At 49.5% G+C, this 18,410-nt stretch carries 18 protein-coding genes; 2 read left to right on the plus strand and 16 right to left on the minus strand.

Annotation, left to right across the window (positions count from 1 at the left end; genetic code table 11):
• Positions 1–52: 52 nt before the first annotated feature.
• The 8 genes from KJS63_RS17515 to KJS63_RS17550 form a co-directional block, all read right to left on the minus strand.
• On the minus strand, positions 53–1,543 hold the full coding sequence (locus KJS63_RS17515; protein WP_213620296.1) for an aminotransferase-like domain-containing protein: 1,491 nt from the start codon (positions 1,541–1,543) through the stop codon (positions 53–55).
• Positions 1,544–1,745: 202 nt separating this feature from the next.
• A complete protein-coding gene (locus KJS63_RS17520; RefSeq protein WP_244862664.1) occupies positions 1,746–2,963 on the minus strand; it encodes a type III PLP-dependent enzyme in 1,218 nt (405 codons plus the stop codon).
• A complete protein-coding gene (locus KJS63_RS17525; protein ID WP_213620297.1) occupies positions 2,932–4,803 on the minus strand; it encodes an IucA/IucC family protein in 1,872 nt (623 codons plus the stop codon). Before KJS63_RS17525 ends, KJS63_RS17520 begins: the two co-directional genes overlap by 32 nt.
• 7 nt (positions 4,804–4,810) lie before the next feature.
• The gene (locus KJS63_RS17530; protein WP_213620298.1) at positions 4,811–6,532 is read right to left on the minus strand and encodes an IucA/IucC family protein; all 1,722 of its coding nucleotides are present in this window, start codon (positions 6,530–6,532) and stop codon (positions 4,811–4,813) included.
• Positions 6,533–6,675: 143 nt separating this feature from the next.
• A complete protein-coding gene (sbnB, locus tag KJS63_RS17535) occupies positions 6,676–7,686 on the minus strand; it encodes a 2,3-diaminopropionate biosynthesis protein SbnB (protein WP_213620459.1) in 1,011 nt (336 codons plus the stop codon).
• Positions 7,687–7,714: 28 nt separating this feature from the next.
• Entirely contained in the window at positions 7,715–8,713 is a 999-nt protein-coding gene (gene sbnA / locus KJS63_RS17540) for a 2,3-diaminopropionate biosynthesis protein SbnA (RefSeq protein ID WP_213620460.1), read from the minus strand.
• Positions 8,714–8,895: 182 nt separating this feature from the next.
• Positions 8,896–9,288, minus strand: coding sequence for a response regulator transcription factor (locus tag KJS63_RS17545; protein WP_213620299.1), 393 nt, complete (start codon positions 9,286–9,288; stop codon positions 8,896–8,898).
• Between the two features lie 68 nt (positions 9,289–9,356).
• Complete coding sequence (locus tag KJS63_RS17550; protein WP_213620300.1) at positions 9,357–10,355, minus strand: ABC transporter substrate-binding protein; 999 nt, start codon at positions 10,353–10,355, stop codon at positions 9,357–9,359.
• A gap of 134 nt (positions 10,356–10,489) precedes the next feature.
• Here KJS63_RS17550 and KJS63_RS17555 point away from each other — a divergent pair, with 134 nt between their 5' ends.
• Together KJS63_RS17555 and KJS63_RS17560 are read left to right on the plus strand one after the other, a co-directional pair.
• The gene (locus KJS63_RS17555) at positions 10,490–11,482 is read left to right on the plus strand and encodes a FecCD family ABC transporter permease (RefSeq protein WP_213620301.1); all 993 of its coding nucleotides are present in this window, start codon (positions 10,490–10,492) and stop codon (positions 11,480–11,482) included.
• Positions 11,479–12,471, plus strand: a complete 993-nt coding sequence (locus tag KJS63_RS17560; RefSeq protein ID WP_213620302.1) for a FecCD family ABC transporter permease — start codon at positions 11,479–11,481, stop codon at positions 12,469–12,471. Before KJS63_RS17555 ends, KJS63_RS17560 begins: the two co-directional genes overlap by 4 nt.
• 135 nt (positions 12,472–12,606) lie before the next feature.
• Here KJS63_RS17560 and KJS63_RS17565 read toward each other — a convergent pair whose 3' ends face one another.
• The 8 genes from KJS63_RS17565 to KJS63_RS17600 all read right to left on the minus strand — a co-directional run bounded on the left by KJS63_RS17565 (position 12,607) and on the right by KJS63_RS17600 (position 18,334).
• Positions 12,607–13,473 (minus strand): SDR family oxidoreductase, encoded by an 867-nt coding sequence (locus KJS63_RS17565; protein ID WP_213620303.1) that lies wholly within the window; start codon positions 13,471–13,473, stop codon positions 12,607–12,609.
• Positions 13,474–13,499: 26 nt separating this feature from the next.
• Positions 13,500–13,964: a hypothetical protein gene (locus KJS63_RS17570; protein ID WP_213620304.1), complete on the minus strand. Its 465-nt coding sequence runs from the start codon at positions 13,962–13,964 to the stop codon at positions 13,500–13,502.
• A gap of 148 nt (positions 13,965–14,112) precedes the next feature.
• The gene (locus KJS63_RS17575) at positions 14,113–14,643 is read right to left on the minus strand and encodes a MarR family winged helix-turn-helix transcriptional regulator (protein WP_213620461.1); all 531 of its coding nucleotides are present in this window, start codon (positions 14,641–14,643) and stop codon (positions 14,113–14,115) included.
• A gap of 217 nt (positions 14,644–14,860) precedes the next feature.
• Positions 14,861–15,484 carry a nitroreductase family protein gene (locus tag KJS63_RS17580; protein WP_213620305.1) on the minus strand — a complete coding sequence of 208 codons (624 nt, stop codon included), beginning with the start codon at positions 15,482–15,484 and terminating at the stop codon, positions 14,861–14,863.
• Positions 15,485–15,530: 46 nt separating this feature from the next.
• On the minus strand, positions 15,531–16,124 hold the full coding sequence (locus KJS63_RS17585; RefSeq protein ID WP_213620306.1) for a flavin reductase family protein: 594 nt from the start codon (positions 16,122–16,124) through the stop codon (positions 15,531–15,533).
• Positions 16,125–16,151: 27 nt separating this feature from the next.
• A complete protein-coding gene (locus KJS63_RS17590; RefSeq protein ID WP_213620307.1) occupies positions 16,152–17,090 on the minus strand; it encodes a ring-cleaving dioxygenase in 939 nt (312 codons plus the stop codon).
• A gap of 255 nt (positions 17,091–17,345) precedes the next feature.
• A complete protein-coding gene (locus tag KJS63_RS17595; protein WP_082926901.1) occupies positions 17,346–17,492 on the minus strand; it encodes a type II toxin-antitoxin system antitoxin in 147 nt (48 codons plus the stop codon).
• Positions 17,492–18,334 (minus strand): SPFH domain-containing protein, encoded by an 843-nt coding sequence (locus tag KJS63_RS17600; protein WP_213620308.1) that lies wholly within the window; start codon positions 18,332–18,334, stop codon positions 17,492–17,494. The genes KJS63_RS17595 and KJS63_RS17600 overlap by 1 nt, the downstream gene beginning before the upstream one ends.
• Positions 18,335–18,410 lie beyond the last annotated feature (76 nt).

Raw genomic sequence — 18,410 nt, forward strand, 5'->3', positions numbered from 1 at the left:
AATGACACCTCTTATTCTTAATAAATCACCAATAACGTTTAGGAAAGATTGGCTATATCTTAGGGAGACTCCGGAGTTGTTCGCCAATGATCTGGATACCCCGTTTGATATCCTCATCCGTTACCCGTGAGAACCCAAGCCGCAATGTATTCGTCCCTTCCCCTTCTTGAATAAAAAACTTGTCTCCCGGAGTAAAAATAACCCCCTGTTCGGTGCAGGCTTCCAACAGCTGACGTGCATTAATTTGAGACGGCAGGGTAAGAAACAAGTGCAACCCCCCGTCACCAGAGAGTACAGCCTCTGGAAGGTAATCTTCGCAGCAACCCTTTGTCAGTTCATATTTGCGCTTATATTCCAAACGTGCTTTTTTGACATATTTATCGAAATTTCCGTTAAGCAGATACTGGTACAATATCGATTGGTCAAAGGTTGATGTATGAATCGTGCGTGCACGCTTAATACTCTCCAGATTGTCTATAAGCGACCGGTCTGCTAGCACCCAGCCCACACGCAGGCCAGGGAACAGAACTTTAGAAAGGCTGCCGATATAAATTACTCCGTTCCCTTGTCCCGCTGTAGCTATTAATGGTGCAACGTGCGCCCCGGAGTAGCGCAGCTCCTCATTGAATCCATCCTCAATCACCGGAATCTGATAACGCATCATTAATTGTATAATGGCACTGCGCTTAGCCGGCGACATCACGATGCCGGTAGGATTGTGATAGGATGGCGTTAAATAGGCCAGATCAAAGTGGTCTGGCTGCTTCTGCAATACCGCCTCAAGCTGCTCCACATCAATGCCATCGCGCTCCATTGGAATGCCGGTAATTTCAAAACCTTGCAGCTTCAAATTTTTGATTGCTGTGTGATGGGTGGGATTCTCACAAATTGCCGCACCGCGGCGCGTGGAAGGACGAAGGGCTGACAGCACAATGTCAAAGCCCTCTGTAAATCCACTTGTAATGAGCATATCCTTGCCGCTGATGTCGACACCCTTATTCTCCATATAACGCATCAGGTATTCTATCAACGGCTTGTAGCCCTTGGCATAGCCATAGTTAAGCAGCACCTGTCCTTCAATGGCCATCCGGTCCAGGAACGCCCGCTTCACATCTCCCAAGTCAAACAAATGCTCATCCGGAGCGATGCTTGTAAATGAAATCGTTCCTTTCTTAGCGCGAATGCCCTGCTTCATCAAATCCATGTCCACAGCCGATACGGCATACTCGTTCATTCTCGCCTTCCAGTCGATCCGCCAGGCTTCGGAGCCATCTGCACCTGCTTGATCCGCGGCCAATTGGCCGACCGCAGCCGTTACATAGCTGCCCTTACCAGGAACCGCGTATGTAAATCCGTCATCCTCCAGACCTTCGTAAGCTGCTATAACTGTATTTCGGCTTACCTTTAGAAGACTGCTCATCTCCCGTGTGGAGGGCAGCTTCTGATCTGCCTGCAGTGCACTTTTTATAATTAGTCGTTTGACATATTCTTTCACTTGTATGGCGACAGGACGGTCGCCAACCATTTTGAAATCCTGGAACATTCTTCATCGCCCCCTCCATAATGATGGCATAGGAGTTGTGAGAAAAAAAGAACCACTAAGCTGGATTTTTCATCCTGCGGTGGTTCTCTCGCAACCTGTTCCCTATTTCACCAGCAATGAACAGAATCCAACCGCCTCTCCAAGTTTCTTCCAAGGGACAGCAAGAACCGCCAGATAAGAAACCTCTGGCGGCTCTATGAACCTAATAGTACACCATGTCAGGATGAGGATGGCTAAGGAAGTCATGATGTGAGATGGTCCAGCCGTAAGCACCGGCCAGCACGAACAGGACCAGATCACCGCATTGAAGCCTGCGGACAGGCTCGTCTGTAGCAAATACATCTTTGGGTGTACAGAGCTGACCCACCAGCGTGACCTTTTTATGCTCGATCCCCGGCCGGGGGAACGGAAACGGCCACGATTCCACAGGAACCACCTCGAACGGATGGTTATGCTTCCAGGATACCGGCAGCCGGAAGTGCTGTGTTCCTCCACGAAGAATGGCAAAGGCCTTGTTATAATTTCGCTTAATATCCAACACCTCGGTCACGTATACACCGCAGAAGGCAGTCAAATATCGCCCGCATTCGAAATCAAGCTGTACCCCTTCCGCATGCTCCCTGCCAATCCGCTTCAATCCTTCCGTAAACCTGTACCAATCAAACTGGCGGTCCAACTGCTTGTAGTTGACGCCAATTCCACCGCCCGCGTTGACAATGACCTTGCTGAGACCGAACTGTTCCCTCTGTTGTCTGGACCAGGTGATATACCGCTCCATCAGCTGCAAATGCGCCTTGGCATCAAGCTGATTGGAGATGTTGTGCAAATGAAATCCGGCCATCCGCACACGATTTTGCCCAGCAAGAATTGCTGCCGCCTCGTGCAGTTCACTCTCCTGCATGCCGAATTGAGTTGCGCGACCTCCCATCTGCAGAGTAGCCTGCGGCAGCTCAATAGGAAGGTTGACTCTTAGCAGGATTGTTACATCCAAGCCCAGTGTATCCGCGAAGTAACAGAGCCGCCGCAGCTCGTGCAAGCTCTCCACATGAATGCGTTCAACCCCAAACAGAAGCGCTTGCTGGAGCTCCCCGTCTGTTTTTCCCGGTCCGCCAAAAATAACAGGCACATCCGGATCCACCTCCCGCGCCTTGCGAACCTCTCCAATGGAAGCCGCCTCGAAGCCATGTACCCCAGGCCGTATAATCGTTAGCAACCGGGCATCACTGTTGGCTTTCATTGCATAATACATGCGGCAATAAGCTGGCAGCCTGCCTACCGTATCCGATACGTGCTTCCTCAATCCTTGCAGATCATAGACGAAGGCACATACTGGCTCCGAAGTCTCAACAGAAGTTCTGCTATGTCTGCGACTCGCTCCAGCCCATTCCTTAGCGGCGTGAGCCCAAGCTTCCATACGCATGCTCACCCTCCTGTACCCTCTTATCCTGTCTCAGCCATGGGCTTAACGGATTCGGGACCTGGTGCTCCCGATCTGACTCATCCCCCCATATTTTCCTGGCAGTCAACCGGCCCACGGTGACCGTCTCCGCATCCAGTTTAAATAGGCGGTATATCTGTTCCTGATCGGGGAATCGCTGCTGGTATTTCTGAATCTCTTGTGCAGCGAATGCCCAGAACTGCTCCTCAGGCAGCCTGAATTGTTCCCATAGAAATAAGCCAACCTCATAAAGTTGAATGTGAAGCAGCCCATCCATCCAGTAATTCCGGACTTCCTCTAGTTCCTCCTCGAGGATCGGATGCTGTGGATCCCCTTGCCTGCAAGCCAATTCCGGCACCTCCGGCCGGGCCGGAAAAAGCTCCCCTGATTTAACCGCACAGGTACCGCCCGGCAAGTCTCTTAGGGCAATGCGTTCAGGCCAGCCTTTCTTATGCAGCAGCACCATGTTCTGTCCATGCGCCTCAAGACCGATCCCATAACAGAACAGCAGATGAAGCAGCGGCTGAAGCGTCACCTCGAGCAGCCTCCGAGTCCAAGTCTCAAGGCCGTACTGCTCGATCCATGGCTGGATCACTGACTTACCATTAACAGCATCCCGGTGGGTAACCAAAGTATAGGGCACAGCTTCTTCTCCCGGGCCTATCATCCTCTCTATGCTCTCCCGGAACACCGCACTCATCGATCCATTCAGCAGCCGTTCCTGTGGAAGGGGCAGAGCTTCATAAACCAGGGTTGAACCGCCGATTTCGCGTAGTATGATCACCCTGCAATGTTCCCGAAGATACTTATCCTCACTCCAAATCTGGTGCAGCCACTCTGAGATGGCCGATGCGTTGCGAACATGATGCGGACCGATGATCCGCAGAGCGGATGTATTCATAATCTGAATCGAAAGCTTCACGTTCGGCTTCTCTGGAGCCGACACATTCGCCAAAGTGCGAATGGATTGCAATGGCTGGTAGCTCTCAGAACCAGGACCTAACCGCACTAGAATACCTTGCTCCTGCAGTGAGACGGTAGCATAAGAGAGGACGTTCTTCCACTGCCAAGGATGCACGGGAATAAGCAAATAGCTTTCTGTATCCCTGCCTGCTGCACGCAGCTGCTCTGACAGCTTGCTCATGCATTCCGGCCCCAGCTGATCCTCAACCAGTTCTTCATAGTTTATGGTGCTTAATGTGTGTGCTTCAGCATAGGACCGGTGTACAGCTATCCATTCCAATTGGATAATTGGGGCAAACTCGGGTGCATAGTCTTGATGGTCCTGCAAATTAAAGCCGATTCGGGATTTGTAGCTTGGATGATAGGGGTGTCCAGTGCTTGTGAGCGCCTCCAGCTCAGTTAGCGTATAGCGGTGCTCACTCTTCGTCTCCTGCAGCGGGTGGAATGAATCATTCCGGACCGTATGTTCCAGCTCTTTGATAAAATGGGCCAGCCTCTCGCCCTCGGAGACGAGCAATTCTTCAGACAGCAGCTCACTTAGCATCAAAGGTATGGACACGGCCTCGCAGCCCTCCATATCTCCGTTCTTCTCCTCGACTCTCATAACCGGAGTAAGGATACGGATTCGGTTGAAACCGTATGCCGCATAGGCTTGGAACCGATACTCTACCACTTTTCCATCCCTACTTGTTCCCAGCAAGCTCCATAGACATTCCGTGCCAGGAACCGGAGCAGTTCCCTCATGAATCCTGTTTTTTACCTGTTTCTGCTCCAAAATACCCTCATGCAGCATCGACTCTATAAGCTGCCTTATAACCCGTCGTCTGGCAGCTGTTAAATTTGTGCCATTTGTCTCCATATGATGGTCACCTCTCTCCCCCTGCGGCAAATGACTCTACCACCGCAGCTTGATAGAATGGATTCGGAAGATCGACATATTCTGGTGAATCTCCCTTGAACGCAAACCAACTAACCAGGTTCGCCTTAGCAGGCAATGTAGGTGCTGCGGCTAACCTTTTCACCCAATACCGCACACTGTCGCTGCCTCGTTCGGCATAGTCTGAGAGTACGCGGAAGGAAATGTCCCAAAGCACCGCCTCATCCACACCTGAGCTGCGGGAGACCGCAGCAAGCATATGACTCATATGATTCGTAAGGTTATAATACAGAAGCCGCAACCATGCCTCCTCCTCGTTGTACAGAACCGGACTGCTTGCTGGAATGACGGTATCGACCCAGCCCTTCGCCTCCGCCACCCTGCTGGAGATACTTACTCCCTCCAGATCACGTGTCAGACAGTGCACGGGCAAGCCATCCTCCAGACAGATCAGCGTATTCTGAACATGAGCTTCCAAGCTGTAGCCCTCTTCGGCAAACAGCCTTAGCACCGGGAATAAATAGATGGATGTATACCTTTCGACCCATATCTTCGCCTTTTTCCCAGTCGGCGGCAGCCAGACCGGCTGCTCCAGCTCATCCTCAAGCATGGTCGCGGCCACATGCCATTGCTCCTGTGGCGAGATCAGCCCAGCGACACTCTCACGGAGCAGCACCGCAGTCTCCTCCGCTAGCCCAGTATCCCGGATAGACAAGCTGCCGAACTCCTGCAGAATCCCAAACCCCTCGCATCGAAACGAAGCTCCGATAACCTTCCAGACTTGAGCCGCATCCAGGGATCTGCGGCACTGGTCCGGCGAATTTGTGCGGACAAAATTCGTAATATGCACATGCAGCGGCAGCTTCAAGAAGAGCCCCTGCTCCGGTGACCAGACCGTCCGAACCGACGCCGTCGGGTACACGGGTTCACTCTCCAAACTGCCGACCCATCGCAGCTTACCTGCTTCGCTGAGCGCTTGCACAGCAGGGGATTTCTTAAGATAAGCCGCCTGCCACGGATGGCACGGAAGCAGCCGGTATTCCTTCTCATGCTCCTTAGCTGCCGCAGCAACAAGAGCCTTCTCTTTAGCAAGCCACGTCATTTTAAAGGTAGACTCAGACAACCAATCCTCTTGGAACAGCTCGGGATGAACGAGCCAGTATTCCAGCCGGAAGGCGGTGCCCCGCTCTGGGGCATACCGTTCCACATCATCTGGAGAGAAGCCCTCAGAACTCTTGGGTGTAGGATGAAACGGGTGGCCGAAGTATAAGCTCTGTTCGGATCGTACGTAACCATAATCAGGTTTGCTTGCAGCTCTCTTGTCCCCATTCAGAACATAAAGTGCAGTTTTCCGGACACTATTTAAAACTTTCTTCTGCAATGTAAGTTTTATCTCTTTTGCTCTGTTGATGGGTTCTTTGGAGGCTAACGTTAACTCTTCTAGGATGTAGTCGAGCAGCTCGCTGAATTGCAGCTCATGAAAAGCTTCTTCCCCTGCGTCTTTTCCCCATATTGGAAACACATAACGATGGTGACCAGTTAAGGATACGCAGCTTAAGTTCAAACGAAAGGAGCGGCCCGATCGAACCAAATGCAGTTCATACGGATTCTTCATTTCACGTCGAGTCTCAGTCTCCCTTATATAGCAGTTGAGCAGCCGCGTGCTGGCAGCTTGCTCTGCGTACTGAAGGGCGGTATTGTTATCCTGCATAATTCGCATCCTTTCTTCTGCGTGATAGCTTCTTCGCCGACAGCCACAGCAGCAGTGACCTGGCTAACGGGAACCACCCTGGTCTTCAACAGCCCTGCCAAAGACACTTACTGCTGACAGTACACCAATGCTGCCAAGCACATCTATTCATACAGCGGTAGTGTTAAGCCGATGCCCTTCTCCTGGGCTCTCTCGTAAATCCGGTAAGCGCAAGCAATATCCTCCAATGCCATTCCCATTGGATTAAGCACAATGATCTCATCGTCCCGCTCTCGACCCGCGCGGTCCCCGCGAACAATTTGGCCGAGCTCGGCATGAAGTTGATCCCGCGAGAATTGTCCCTGCTGAACGAGCTGATGTATAATTTTCTTTTCCCGGTTGGACTGCTCCCAGTCATCGACTACAACCTTGTCTGCTTGGAGAAATACTTCCTTGTGCAGATCCATAATCGAAATATTGCTGACAAAAGCACCAGGGCGCAGCCATTCAAACTTGATATACGGTTGGTCCGTTACCGTACAGGGGATGACCACATCTCCACATCGCACCGCTGCCTCTGCGGATGGCTCCACATGCCAATTTACACCAGGAAACTGATCTACAAGAAGACTTACCATCCGATGTGCCGATGCCGTGTGAATATCGAACAGGTGAACATCTTTCACTTGCGGAAACAGCTTGCAGACCGATTGAAGTTGTCGTCCAGCGATAAGTCCACAGCCAATGACCGCTAGCGATGACCAACCTTTCTTGGCCAAATACTTCACCCCGACGGTGGTGATGGCAGCCGTCCGCATGCTGCTGACGAGAGCTGCTTCCATCAGAGCAATCGGATAGTTGGTATCCGGATCGTTCAATATGATGATTCCGCTCGCTCTCTCCAGTCCCCTTGCACCCGGATTATCGTGTTTGCTTCCGATCCACTTCAAGCCCGACACATTCAACTCTCCGCCTATATAAGACGGCATAGCAATAATCCGGTCGGCAATATGGCCCTCCTTACCGTCCTCCCCCGGCACCCTTAGATATGGCTTCAAAGGTTGAACGTACATGCCCCCTGCGTGAAGGGATAGCGCTTCTTCGATCACATCCGCATAGAGCTCTGGCTGATCCCCTCCGGCGGCGGCAATATCCTGCCTGCTCAAATAAAGCATTGTACCTAGCTTTGGCTTCTTCACTGTTTCAGTTATTGACATACCTTTCCACCCTTTCCTTAACTGCACTCAGCCATGTATCGTCATATACCAAATCCATATACCGGTCTCCCCGGTCCGGCAGCAGCGTCACAATATGTGACGGACTGTCCAACTCCGGGAGCAGCTTCTGAATGGCCGCTACGACCGAACCGGAAGAACCCCCAGCGAATATGCCTTCCTTCTGCACCAGTTCCCGGCAAGCTCTCGCCGATTCATAGTCATTTACATGAATCACTCTGTCAATTTCCTCGCGGTTCAGCAGCTCTGGCACCCGGCTTGCCCCAATTCCGGGCAGCGAACGCTTCCCCTTGGGACCCCCTTCGAATATGACAGAACCCACCGCATCCACGCCCACAACAAGAAGATTCGGAAACTTTTCCCTGAGCCGCCGGCTTGTTCCCATAATACTTCCCGAGGTGCTGACTCCCGCTACGAGCACATCCAACTTCGATACTGCCTTCGCAATCTCATCACCTGCCCCGTGATAGTGAGCCATCCAATTCCATTCGTTCGCATATTGATTTATCCAGTATGAGTGGGGGATCTCCTGCAGGAGCGAGCGAACCCGCTCTATTCTGGTGAGCAGATACCCCCCTGCCGCATCCTTCTCTTCAACCATCTCAACGGATGCCCCCATGAGCTGTATGATTTTTAGATTCGTACGGCTTATATTTGGATCTACCACGCAGGTAACCTTCAAGCCGTAAATACAGCCCATCATCGCCAGCGCAATGCCCAAGTTGCCGGAGGTGCTTTCGATAATATGGCTGTCGGCATGCAGAATGCCTTGTCTGAAGGCCTGCTCAATAATGAACCGGGCAGGCCGGTCCTTCATGCTGCCACCGGGATTCATGAATTCCAGCTTACCGAACACCTGATGATGCTCATTTGGAAACATTCTGCTTAAACGCACAAGCGGGGTTTGACCCATACAATCTGCTAACGATGCGTGTATATCGCTTGAACGCCCCTGCTTGTACCCCATCAAGTCAGCATCACAAAGCCCGGAGAGATTTGATTCGGTCACTCCCATTCGGAGATCCTCCTTCTTGTAATAAGAATGATAATCATTATCATCTAACGGTTATATCATAGCTGAGATAGGGAAAATATGTAAATTACCTAAAAAGATAGTTTTTATACTCCGATTGAAGTAGAAATGTGTTATTAGTTCCCTCCTTTCCACCGTTTCTGAAGCTCATAGACAAAATCCAGTCCGCTCCCCGTGATCTGCAGCTCTTTTTTCATATTCTGTATATGTTTTTTTACAGTATGTTCAGAGATATGGAGCTGGGCTGCGATTTTCTTGATGGAATGGTGAGCACACAACAGCTCGGCAATCTGCCTTTGCCGCCCGCTTAAAGGCAGCGGTACCTCCGACTGGACGTAATTCTCCTCAGCTGAATCCTGCAGCCGCTGCTCCCAGTAACACTGTATCTCCGTATCACAAGTTGCCGTTTGCAGTTTGTCCTTGATGAGCTGTCGCAGCTCCGCCATTTGCCGCTGCTCCTCGATAGACCCGTTTCGGCTAACAATCGTAATGCGCTGGCAATAATCCATAATCCACCCCTCCGAAAAAAAAGGGCCGCAGCCTTAGCTGTCAGCCCCATTCTGTTAAATCCGCTTTTTTACTTCGACTTCAGCAGCACCTTAAACAAGTCATCCACAACAAGATTGGCCGCCTGAATGCCGAGGCCGCTCAGCCAAGTTTCTGCGGAGACCTCATGAACCTGATTGGATTGCACTGCATCCAATTTCAACCATAGCGGATTGTTCACCAGTTTGGTTCTCAACAAATGCTCCTTATCCCGGCTAAACCACAGAATTACGTCACCCGCCATGTCTGCTATCTGCTCCTCCCCAGCATTGGCGGACAATCCGGTGCCCTGCTGTGCAGCAGGACGCTGTAGTCCTGCATCCGACACGATGCTTCCACTGAACGATTCTTTCAAATAAATGCGCACATGATCCGCTCTTGGGCGGAGAATGGATACCTTGGTTGTGCTGATCCTATCCCCCATCTGAGATCGGAAGTCCTTCAGCCTGTTCTCATAACTGTCTAAGAGCTTGGCTGCTTCCGCTTCCTTCCCTACAGCTTGAGCTTGCAGTTTGAGGTTCTCTTTCCACGTGTAGCCGATCGTATCAACGTACACCGTAGGTGCGAGCTGCTTCAGCTTATTGTAAATTTTCTCATGAGTATCCTTACTGCCTAGAATAAGATCGGGATTAAGTTTCGCAATGCTCTCCAGATTCGGCTCATCAATCGTACCGATGTTGGTTATACCTTCGGTTTGATTCTTCAAGTAATCAGGATAAGGCTGCTCAAGCTGAACGGTGGGCGCGCCAACCGGCTTTACCCCTAATGCCAGCAGATTATCCAGTGCCCCATTATCAAGGACAACGATCCGCGCAGGTGTGCTCTCTAACGTTGTCTCTTCCATAGCATGTTTAATAATAATCTTGTGCGGTGCTGCTGAGGCTTGCCCGGACGGCTGTGTGGCTTGCTGAGCTCCGGAACTCCCTTTAGTTCCCGTAGTCGAACAGGCTGATAACAGACAGCTGACCATTAGTACGACGGTTAGTAAAGCCGTACCTAATCGCCTCTTTTTACTGTAAGGATTCTTCATTGACACTCCACTCTCCCATTTGGTAAGATATGTATTGTTGAGCATAAATGATAATGATTATCATTATCTTTATTTGAGTAGAAGTATAAATCTACCAACTCTGTAATGTCAATCCTTTCTTATTTGGAGGAATCATGAAAAAGCAATTCCCCCTACTCCTTATGGGTATCCTCACTGTAATCATTCTGTTTCTAGCCAGCCTCTCAACAGGATCCTTGCTGATTCCTATAGATACCGTGTGGTCAGCCTTATTCGGATCCCACTCCTCTGATCATGAATTGATCATCTCATCTGTACGCCTTCCGCGCACACTCATTGCTCTTGTCGTTGGAGCAGGCATGGCTGTTGCTGGCGTGTGCATGCAAGCCTTGACCCGCAATCCACTTGCCTCTCCGGAGCTATTGGGTATTAATCAAGGAGCAGCCTTGGCTGTCGTTATATCCTTGTTTCTGCTGCCTGGCTCTGCGCTTTGGGTGAGCCATGCTTTTGCTTTCATGGGAGCAGCCTTAGCCGCTGGGTTCATCCTCCTGTTAAGCTCGGTGGGCGGGAAACGGCTCACCCCACTTAAGGTGGTTGTGGCAGGTACAGCGGTGTCGTTAATGCTTGGATCAACAACACAGGGCGTGCTGTTATTGAACGAGCGCTCCATTGATGAGATGCGATTCTGGCTGGCCGGTTCGGTAGCGGGCAAGGGCCTTCCTCAACTGTTTCAGGGGATGCCTTTTATCTTCATTGGGATGATTGGGGCCTTACTTCTCGGTAAGCGCATGAATGCGCTACAGCTAGGTGATGATGTATCCGTTGGAATTGGTATGAAGTCGGAGGCAACGAAGAGGCTGCTTTTTGTGCTCATCATTCTTTTGTCTGCCAGCTGTGTGACGATTTCAGGCCCTATAGCCTTTGTCGGCTTTGCAGTGCCTCATATGGTAAGGGGGTTATGTGGTACTGATTACCGGTGGATCGTGCTGCACTCCAGTCTCTTAGGTGCCGCGCTTCTTCTGCTCGCGGATGTGGCCTCAAAGATTATTATTCATCCTGGTGAAGTACCCATTGGTATCATGACCATCTTCATGGGGGCACCGTTCTTTATTTATTTGGCACGGAAGAAGGAGTGGAGGCTCGGATGATACCAAACAAGATATTGCCACTGATCCATATTCCGCTTCTCTTGTTGCTGGGTCTTCTGATATTGCTGCAGATTGGAACAGGCGAATACCCCATTTCCATAAAAGATACGCTGGCCTCCTTGCTTGGTATCGGCTTGCCGGAGCATGATTTTATCGTTAATACGCTGCGTCTTCCCCGCACATTGATCGGTTTAGGTGTAGGAGCTTCGTTGGCCGTTGCGGGAACGCTGCTTCAGGGAATTACCTTGAATCCTCTCGCCTCTCCAGGGGTGATAGGCTTGAATGCCGGGGCAGGACTTACAGCAGTGGCGGGTATTGTCTGGCTGGACGTCCCTCTGGATTGGCTGCCATGGATGGCGTTCGGAGGTGCTCTATTAGTTGCTCTTCTTAGTTACAGACTGGCTTGGAAGCAAGGGCTCTCGCCGATCCGGATGGTGCTGGTGGGCATTGGCATCGCTGCCATTTGCCAAGGGCTCATCACAGTGGCTACGCTGTCAGGTAATATCCGGTTAGTTCAACAGGCCTCCATCTGGATGACCGGCAGCTTGTACGGGCGAAGCTGGGAGCACTTCTGGCCATACCTGCCATGGGTCGTTGTCTTCCTGCCGCTCGCATGGTTATTCTCGAAGCAGCTTGACCTGCTTGGCTTAGGCGATGCAGCCGCCTCCGGGCTTGGCTACCGGGTTCACATCGGCCGCACCGTGCTGATCGGAATCGCCGTTGCGCTGGCAGGAACCTCCGTGGCAACGGCGGGCACAATCGGCTTCGTTGGCCTTGTCGCCCCTCATCTTGCTCGTACTCTCGTCGGCAACAAGCATGCCATCCTGATTCCGACGGCAGCCCTGCTGGGCGGACTTTTGGTGCTTGCCGCGGATTTTGCAGGTCGGACCGTGCTTGCCCCGGTGGAAATTCCCTGTGGGCTGATCACAGCTATGATAGGTGGGCCTTATATGATCTATTTATTGCTGAGAGAATGGCGGAGCGCATAGTAGAAGCTTCAGCGATAACATTAAAAACCACTGCCCCTCCAAATAGGAGGAGGGCAGTGGTTTTTGGGGCTGATGGGCCTTTAACTGAATTTACAAGTGACCAGCAGGCTTTGCGGCACTGATTACACTGAGCCGTTACCGGAAAGCTTCTTGATGCTCATGCAGAAAAGCTGCTAGCGTACGGGGTTCTCGATTAAGCAAATGCCTAATCGTGTCCGTAGGTCTTTCCGGAATAACGGTTACCATAGCTTGGATTTCAATGACATGGTTTGCGATCCAAGGTGGCAGTTGACCTTGTTCTATTAAATTCCGATATAATTCCTGAGAAGGAATGTTGATGTATCGGATTGGCCGTTCTAGTAAGTCAGTAAGCATGCTGGCAATCTGAGGATAGCTAAAGGTCTCCGAGCCCGTAAGCGTGTAGATTTGGCCAGATGACTTACGGTTTGTAAGAACTTCTGCAGCAACGTCTGCGATATCGCGGCAGTCAATGAAGTTGCATGAGGAATCTCCCATGGAGCCGAAAAAAACATTTTGGGCAGCTATAGTAGGGGCGAAACGCAGAAGGTTTTGCATGAAAGCATAGGGACGCAGCACCGTGTACTGGAGACCAGAATCTGATAAATTGCGCTCAATTTCTTGGTGCCAACCAGCTACAGCTACAGGCGCTTTTTCCTCAAAAGCAGGACTTGAGATTTTGACAAGATGCTCAACACCGGATTCGACAGCAATTTGGATGATCGAAGTCTCAAGCTCGATTTGTTTAGGGCTGTTGGACATGGCCATAAAGAGCTGGCTGACTCCCTTTAAGGATTGTCGCAGTGATTCGGGTTCGGCAGCATCAGCGGATGCTACTTCAATCATAGACCGCTCCTTCTCCCCAAGTCGGGCCCGCAGCTTCTCTGGTTCTCTGCTAAGCGCACGGGCGGGCACATCAAGCTCTACCAAACGCTTTAATAAGGCTTCTCCTATCGTACCTGTTGCTCCAATAATTCCTATCATTTTCATCTTCTCCTTTGTATGAATACTTAGTTTTGGCGATTCGATTTGACAGCTTTTCGCCACCGCCACGTTATGATTACACTTGCGATCACTCCCGATAACGGAAAATCAATCGGGATTCGTTGAACCCAGGCCATGTGGCCGATTGAGATCATACTGCTCAGGCAATCCGATATGGCCCACGCTGCAACCAGGCCTAACATCCCCCCTCCCAATCCAAATATGACAACAACGAGCAAGTGAGGCGCTCTGAGCATCCAGGATTGATCCATAGACCCTCCGCGTGTTCGGAGCCAAAGACCAAGCATCAATGCTATTAACGCTGACGTGCCCCCTATCGTAGTTAATGCCCCTAGTTGAAGCCCCCTATCTCCAGTAATCAGCCCTCCAATACCTGCCATTAAGGCTGGAGATACATAAGCCATCACCACTTCACGCCAAAGCACAAATTTACGAGTCCCCAACTTTTCTGCATCTTTCATCTTGTTCATAGTCGTTCTTCCATCCTCTCCTGATCAAAGGGCTGCAATTACATTTATATAATTAGCCGCCTAACTATATGGCGATTAAAATGGGCTAGTCCAACTAGCCCCAACTACCTTCATGCATACGATCGTATTTATTCTCTCACATGACGCTTTATTCGTCTGTTAGAGCTGACATCCCTTGTGTAATGCGACCTAACAGATCGAGAAAGACCCCGCGCTCTTCCAGAGTTAGCAAGCTTACCATCGCTTCTAACCGGGTAAAATGCTCGTGAGCCATCTCTTGAAGCTTCTTTGCCCCCTTCTCGGTCAGAATCACCGCTTTTTGTCGTCCATCAACTGAGCTGGCTCGCCGTGAAACGAGTCCATCTCGTTCCAGAACCTCGATAAGCCCTGTAACCGTAGCACGAGTAACACTTAAGTGCTCCGCCAACTGTGATGGTAGTTGTTCCCCTTCGTGATCTTCCAAATCGGCCAATAAGCGATATCTCCCTGTGGATAAACCGAATCTGGAGAAATGGATCTCCGCAGCGTGTCCAAGCTTCGTCCCTGCCGCCATTAGCCTGGACGCAACAAGTACGGCTTGTGCATCTACGTCTAGGTTATAGCGGTCGATCTGGCGCTTCGATTGTGCAAGTGAAGGAACAGCATTCAAGTCATTCATTTGTAAATAATCGTTGTTCATGAATATAGTATGGCACCTAACTATATGGATGTCAACATTTTTTTCCAACGTTGTCCTTTTCTCAAGGAACGAGATTAAAAATCCAAATTGTGCTTCAATAAGTGGGCCCTTTTGAGATAAAAAAAAAGAACCGTGCAAGTAACCTCCTCCCCCAAATGGGTGAGGTTACTCGCACGGTTTCCCCTAATGTTATGTTCTTCAAATTATTCCTGATTATTTAAAAGCCATTATAAACGACAAACTCTCCGGTTGGCTTACGGTATCCCCGTGGACGTATCTTTGAAGTATCCTCTTTGCCAATGGCTATCAGCATAGCTGGAACCATCCGGTCCGGCAGGTTAATAATCTCCCCGATCTTTGCTGGATCATAACCAATCATAGGGCATGTATCCCAGCCTCTGTCTTTGGCAATCAGCATAAAGAGCATAGCCGACAGACTTGCATTCCGTATAGCCTCTTCACGCATAAAGGTTTCCCCGCGTTCAAGATAGAATTGGGTGACCGATTCCACGGTCATATCATATTCTTGCTTATTCATAAATCCTAAATTTAGAAATCCTTCATTGATTTGCGCTACGTTCTTATAAGCATCCATATCACCGAGCACGACAATCACGGCCGATGCTGTTTTGATCTTATACTGCTTGTTCGCCGCCTCATACAGCTGCTCTTTAAGATCGGGATCGTCCACTACAACATATGCGGCGTGTTGAAGATTAAACGCGGACGGAGCCAATTTGACCGATTTGAACATTTCTTCAAGCTCATCCCGGGGTATGATCGTGTCCGGTATAAACTTAACCGCTGAGCGTCTTTCATTAACAACTTGATTAAATTCCATGGATAAATCCTCTCCTAAACAGCTATAAGTTAACTACGATGCCCCCTTAGCGGGGTCTTTCGATAGAAAATAGCTTTCCGATTGTTGCATAGCTGCTTCCAGCTAACCGGCTTACTGCATCTAGTTTACCAGGGTCAATTCTTCCCTGATCATAGATTCTATCATCCAAGTGGAATTGTACCACTTTTCCTATGAACATGTCACAACCTGGGAATTCAACATGGTGTTCCAATATGCATTCCATCCGAACCTTTGCTTCCTTAACCCCTTGCACCGCAACGTTTAAACTATCGACCGGAGTAAATCCCGCCATAAAAACTTCACTTTGTTCGGGAGGCAGGTTAGCTGCAGTTTGATTCACCTGCTCCACATTTTCGCGGTCAACAATATGAACAATAAATTCTTTGTTGTCTAATATATTTCTTGCCGTATCCTTGCGCTTGTCTCCCGCATGTTGAATAGATAAGGAGACCATCGGAGGATTGGATGATACAACATTGAAATAACTAAAGGGCGCGCCGTTTAAAACGCCATCTTCAGAGTGTGTAGTCACAAAAGCAATCGGTCTTGGAATTATACTTCCGATCAGCAGCTTATAGTTCTCCCTCTCGGTTTGCTCTGTTGGATCTATTGAAATCAAACCCTTCATCCCCTTTCTGGACCCGGATTAGTCCAACTCTCTTATTTTAAAAGGAAGCAGCACCTTTTCAATTTTATCTCTATGCGGCTCATATTGTGCAGGCAGCTTCAAATCACTACCCATCGTTTCAAACGATTCATCATGAGCAAAGCCTGGTGGATCTGTGGCAATCTCAAACAGAATTTCACCGTGTTCTCTAAAATAGATGGCATTAAAGTAGTTTCGGTCCTGAACCGGTGTTACTCCATATCCACGGCTATGAACGAGGTCCTGCCATTCCAACTGGTCCTGATCATCCGCTGCTCTCCAGGCAATATGGTGAACGGTCCCAACTCCCATTTCTCCGCGCTCTACAGCAGACAGTTTCAAGTCAATGATGTTCCCGATTTCAGCGGTAGAACGATATCTCGCAATATCCCCTTCTTGTGCAACAAATTCAAGACCCATTACTTTCTCCAGCAATTTAGCGGTTTCTGCAGGTTGAGTGGACAACAGCGTTGCCCCGCCAAAGCCTTTGATTGCCACTTCCGGAGTAATCCCGCCAAATGACCAATGGTTTGTTTCCCCGGATTCTCTCTCAACAAGCTCCACATGAAGTCCGTGAGGATCATCAAATTCGAGGTAATGCTCCCCGAACCGCTCCAGTTCGGTAAAAGGCACTTTAAACTTGTTAAGCCGATCTTTCCAAAAGCCCATTGCACCTACAGGAATGGCATAAGAGGTTACACCCACTTGACCTCCTCCAATTTTGCCTGGATAAGCACCTGGCCAAGGGAAGAAGGTGATGATGGTTCCAGGTTTACCTCCCTCATTGCCAAAGTAAAAGTGATAGGTTCCCGGATCATCAAAGTTAACAGTTTGCTTGACCATCCGTAATCCTAGTATGCCTGCATAGAAGTCAACGTTTTCCTGAGGGTCCCCTACAATCGCCGTAATATGGTGAATCCCAGCTGTATTCTTCATCATTTGAACCGCTCCGTTCTTTTTTGATTTTAAAATGTGTTTACGGATAATTTCTCATTAAAAACAGTTTTTAAACTTGTGCGAAATAAACTTTTAATTTAATAATCTTTAATTAAAGATACTTGATGTTTTTAGTTTATTTATTTTAGCTAAAGTTGTCAATAGCTAATTTCGCAGATCATCAGAAAAACCTTGAAGGTTATACCTCCAAGGTTCAACTGTGCTCCTTGCGGTCCCGGATATGACCGGCCGCAAGAGTTATTTATCTCGTCCCTTTTGCTTGAGTGCTTCGCGCAAAATGATTTCAATCTGTGCATTAACACTACGAAGCTCATCTTGTGCCCATTTCTCAAGAGCTTCATACACCTTCGGATCGAGACGAAGCGGGAAGTTCTTTCTTGCCATTAATAAATAGTTCCGGTGTTAATGATAGGTTGGGCAGACCGTTCGGAAACCATTGCTACCATCAAATTGTTAATCATCTGCGCTTTTTTCTCATCATCAAGTTCTGCCACACCACTTTGTTCAATCGAGGCCATCGTTGACCTCACCATCTCAACAGCACCTTCAACGATAATTTTACGCGCTGCGAGGATGGCTGAAGCCTGCTGTCTCTGAAGCATGGCCTGAGCAATTTCCGGAGCATAGGCCAGATGCATCAATCTGGCTTCAATTACCTCAACCCCGGCGATACTTAGACGGTCTTGCAGATCGATACGAAGCTCATTCGCAACCTCGTCCGCGTTGGCACGGAGAGACTGTACTCCCTCTACATCATGATTATCATAAGGATATTTGCTGGCAATATGGCGAAGTCCCGTCTCGCTCTGAATTTGAACAAAACGGTCATAGGAATCCACGCCGAATGCAGCCTTCGCTGAATCCGTCACCTTGTACACGATGACAGCAGCAATTTCAATCGGATTGCCCGAAACATCGTTAACCTTCAATTTCTCCGAATTAAAGTTAATGACTTTGAGTGAAACTGTCTTCCGGGCCGAGAAAGGAACTGTGAAGTAAAACCCGGCTTCATTAATTGATCCTACGTATTTACCCAAAAAGGTGATGACTTTAGATTCATTAGGTCCCACGATAACAAAGCTGGATGCCAATAAACCGGAGATGACAAACGCTACGGCCCCCACCTTCTGTCCATTCATCACTAACAGCACGCCTGCGGCCGCCACCACCAACAGAATAACCGCGGCTAACAGACCCCCAATGCGAAACGCTTGTTTCTCTTGCATTCCCATTTCCCCCTTGAATTCAACTCTCAATTTCATATCAATGTGATATCACTTTCATATCTCATTTATATCATGC

This window comes from Paenibacillus sp. J22TS3, assembly GCF_018403205.1.
Classification (GTDB): Bacteria; Bacillota; Bacilli; order Paenibacillales; family Paenibacillaceae; genus Fontibacillus; species Fontibacillus tuaregi.

What these genes read in the sequence shown, in the direction of transcription:
- KJS63_RS17515 (WP_213620296.1), bottom strand. Translation starts at nt 1,543, where the DNA reads ATGTTCCAGGATTTCAAAATGGTTGGCGACCGTCCTGTCGCCATACAA.
- KJS63_RS17520 (WP_244862664.1), bottom strand. Translation starts at nt 2,963, where the DNA reads ATGCGTATGGAAGCTTGGGCTCACGCCGCTAAGGAATGGGCTGGAGCG.
- KJS63_RS17525 (WP_213620297.1), bottom strand. Translation starts at nt 4,803, where the DNA reads ATGGAGACAAATGGCACAAATTTAACAGCTGCCAGACGACGGGTTATA.
- KJS63_RS17530 (WP_213620298.1), bottom strand. Translation starts at nt 6,532, where the DNA reads ATGCAGGATAACAATACCGCCCTTCAGTACGCAGAGCAAGCTGCCAGC.
- sbnB (WP_213620459.1), bottom strand. Translation starts at nt 7,686, where the DNA reads ATGCTTTATTTGAGCAGGCAGGATATTGCCGCCGCCGGAGGGGATCAG.
- sbnA (WP_213620460.1), bottom strand. Translation starts at nt 8,713, where the DNA reads ATGGGGTACAAGCAGGGGCGTTCAAGCGATATACACGCATCGTTAGCA.
- KJS63_RS17545 (WP_213620299.1), bottom strand. Translation starts at nt 9,288, where the DNA reads ATGGATTATTGCCAGCGCATTACGATTGTTAGCCGAAACGGGTCTATC.
- KJS63_RS17550 (WP_213620300.1), bottom strand. Translation starts at nt 10,355, where the DNA reads ATGAAGAATCCTTACAGTAAAAAGAGGCGATTAGGTACGGCTTTACTA.
- KJS63_RS17555 (WP_213620301.1), top strand. Translation starts at nt 10,490, where the DNA reads ATGAAAAAGCAATTCCCCCTACTCCTTATGGGTATCCTCACTGTAATC.
- KJS63_RS17560 (WP_213620302.1), top strand. Translation starts at nt 11,479, where the DNA reads ATGATACCAAACAAGATATTGCCACTGATCCATATTCCGCTTCTCTTG.
- KJS63_RS17565 (WP_213620303.1), bottom strand. Translation starts at nt 13,473, where the DNA reads ATGATAGGAATTATTGGAGCAACAGGTACGATAGGAGAAGCCTTATTA.
- KJS63_RS17570 (WP_213620304.1), bottom strand. Translation starts at nt 13,964, where the DNA reads ATGAACAAGATGAAAGATGCAGAAAAGTTGGGGACTCGTAAATTTGTG.
- KJS63_RS17575 (WP_213620461.1), bottom strand. Translation starts at nt 14,643, where the DNA reads ATGAACAACGATTATTTACAAATGAATGACTTGAATGCTGTTCCTTCA.
- KJS63_RS17580 (WP_213620305.1), bottom strand. Translation starts at nt 15,484, where the DNA reads ATGGAATTTAATCAAGTTGTTAATGAAAGACGCTCAGCGGTTAAGTTT.
- KJS63_RS17590 (WP_213620307.1), bottom strand. Translation starts at nt 17,090, where the DNA reads ATGATGAAGAATACAGCTGGGATTCACCATATTACGGCGATTGTAGGG.
- KJS63_RS17595 (WP_082926901.1), bottom strand. Translation starts at nt 17,492, where the DNA reads ATGGCAAGAAAGAACTTCCCGCTTCGTCTCGATCCGAAGGTGTATGAA.
- KJS63_RS17600 (WP_213620308.1), bottom strand. Translation starts at nt 18,334, where the DNA reads ATGCAAGAGAAACAAGCGTTTCGCATTGGGGGTCTGTTAGCCGCGGTT.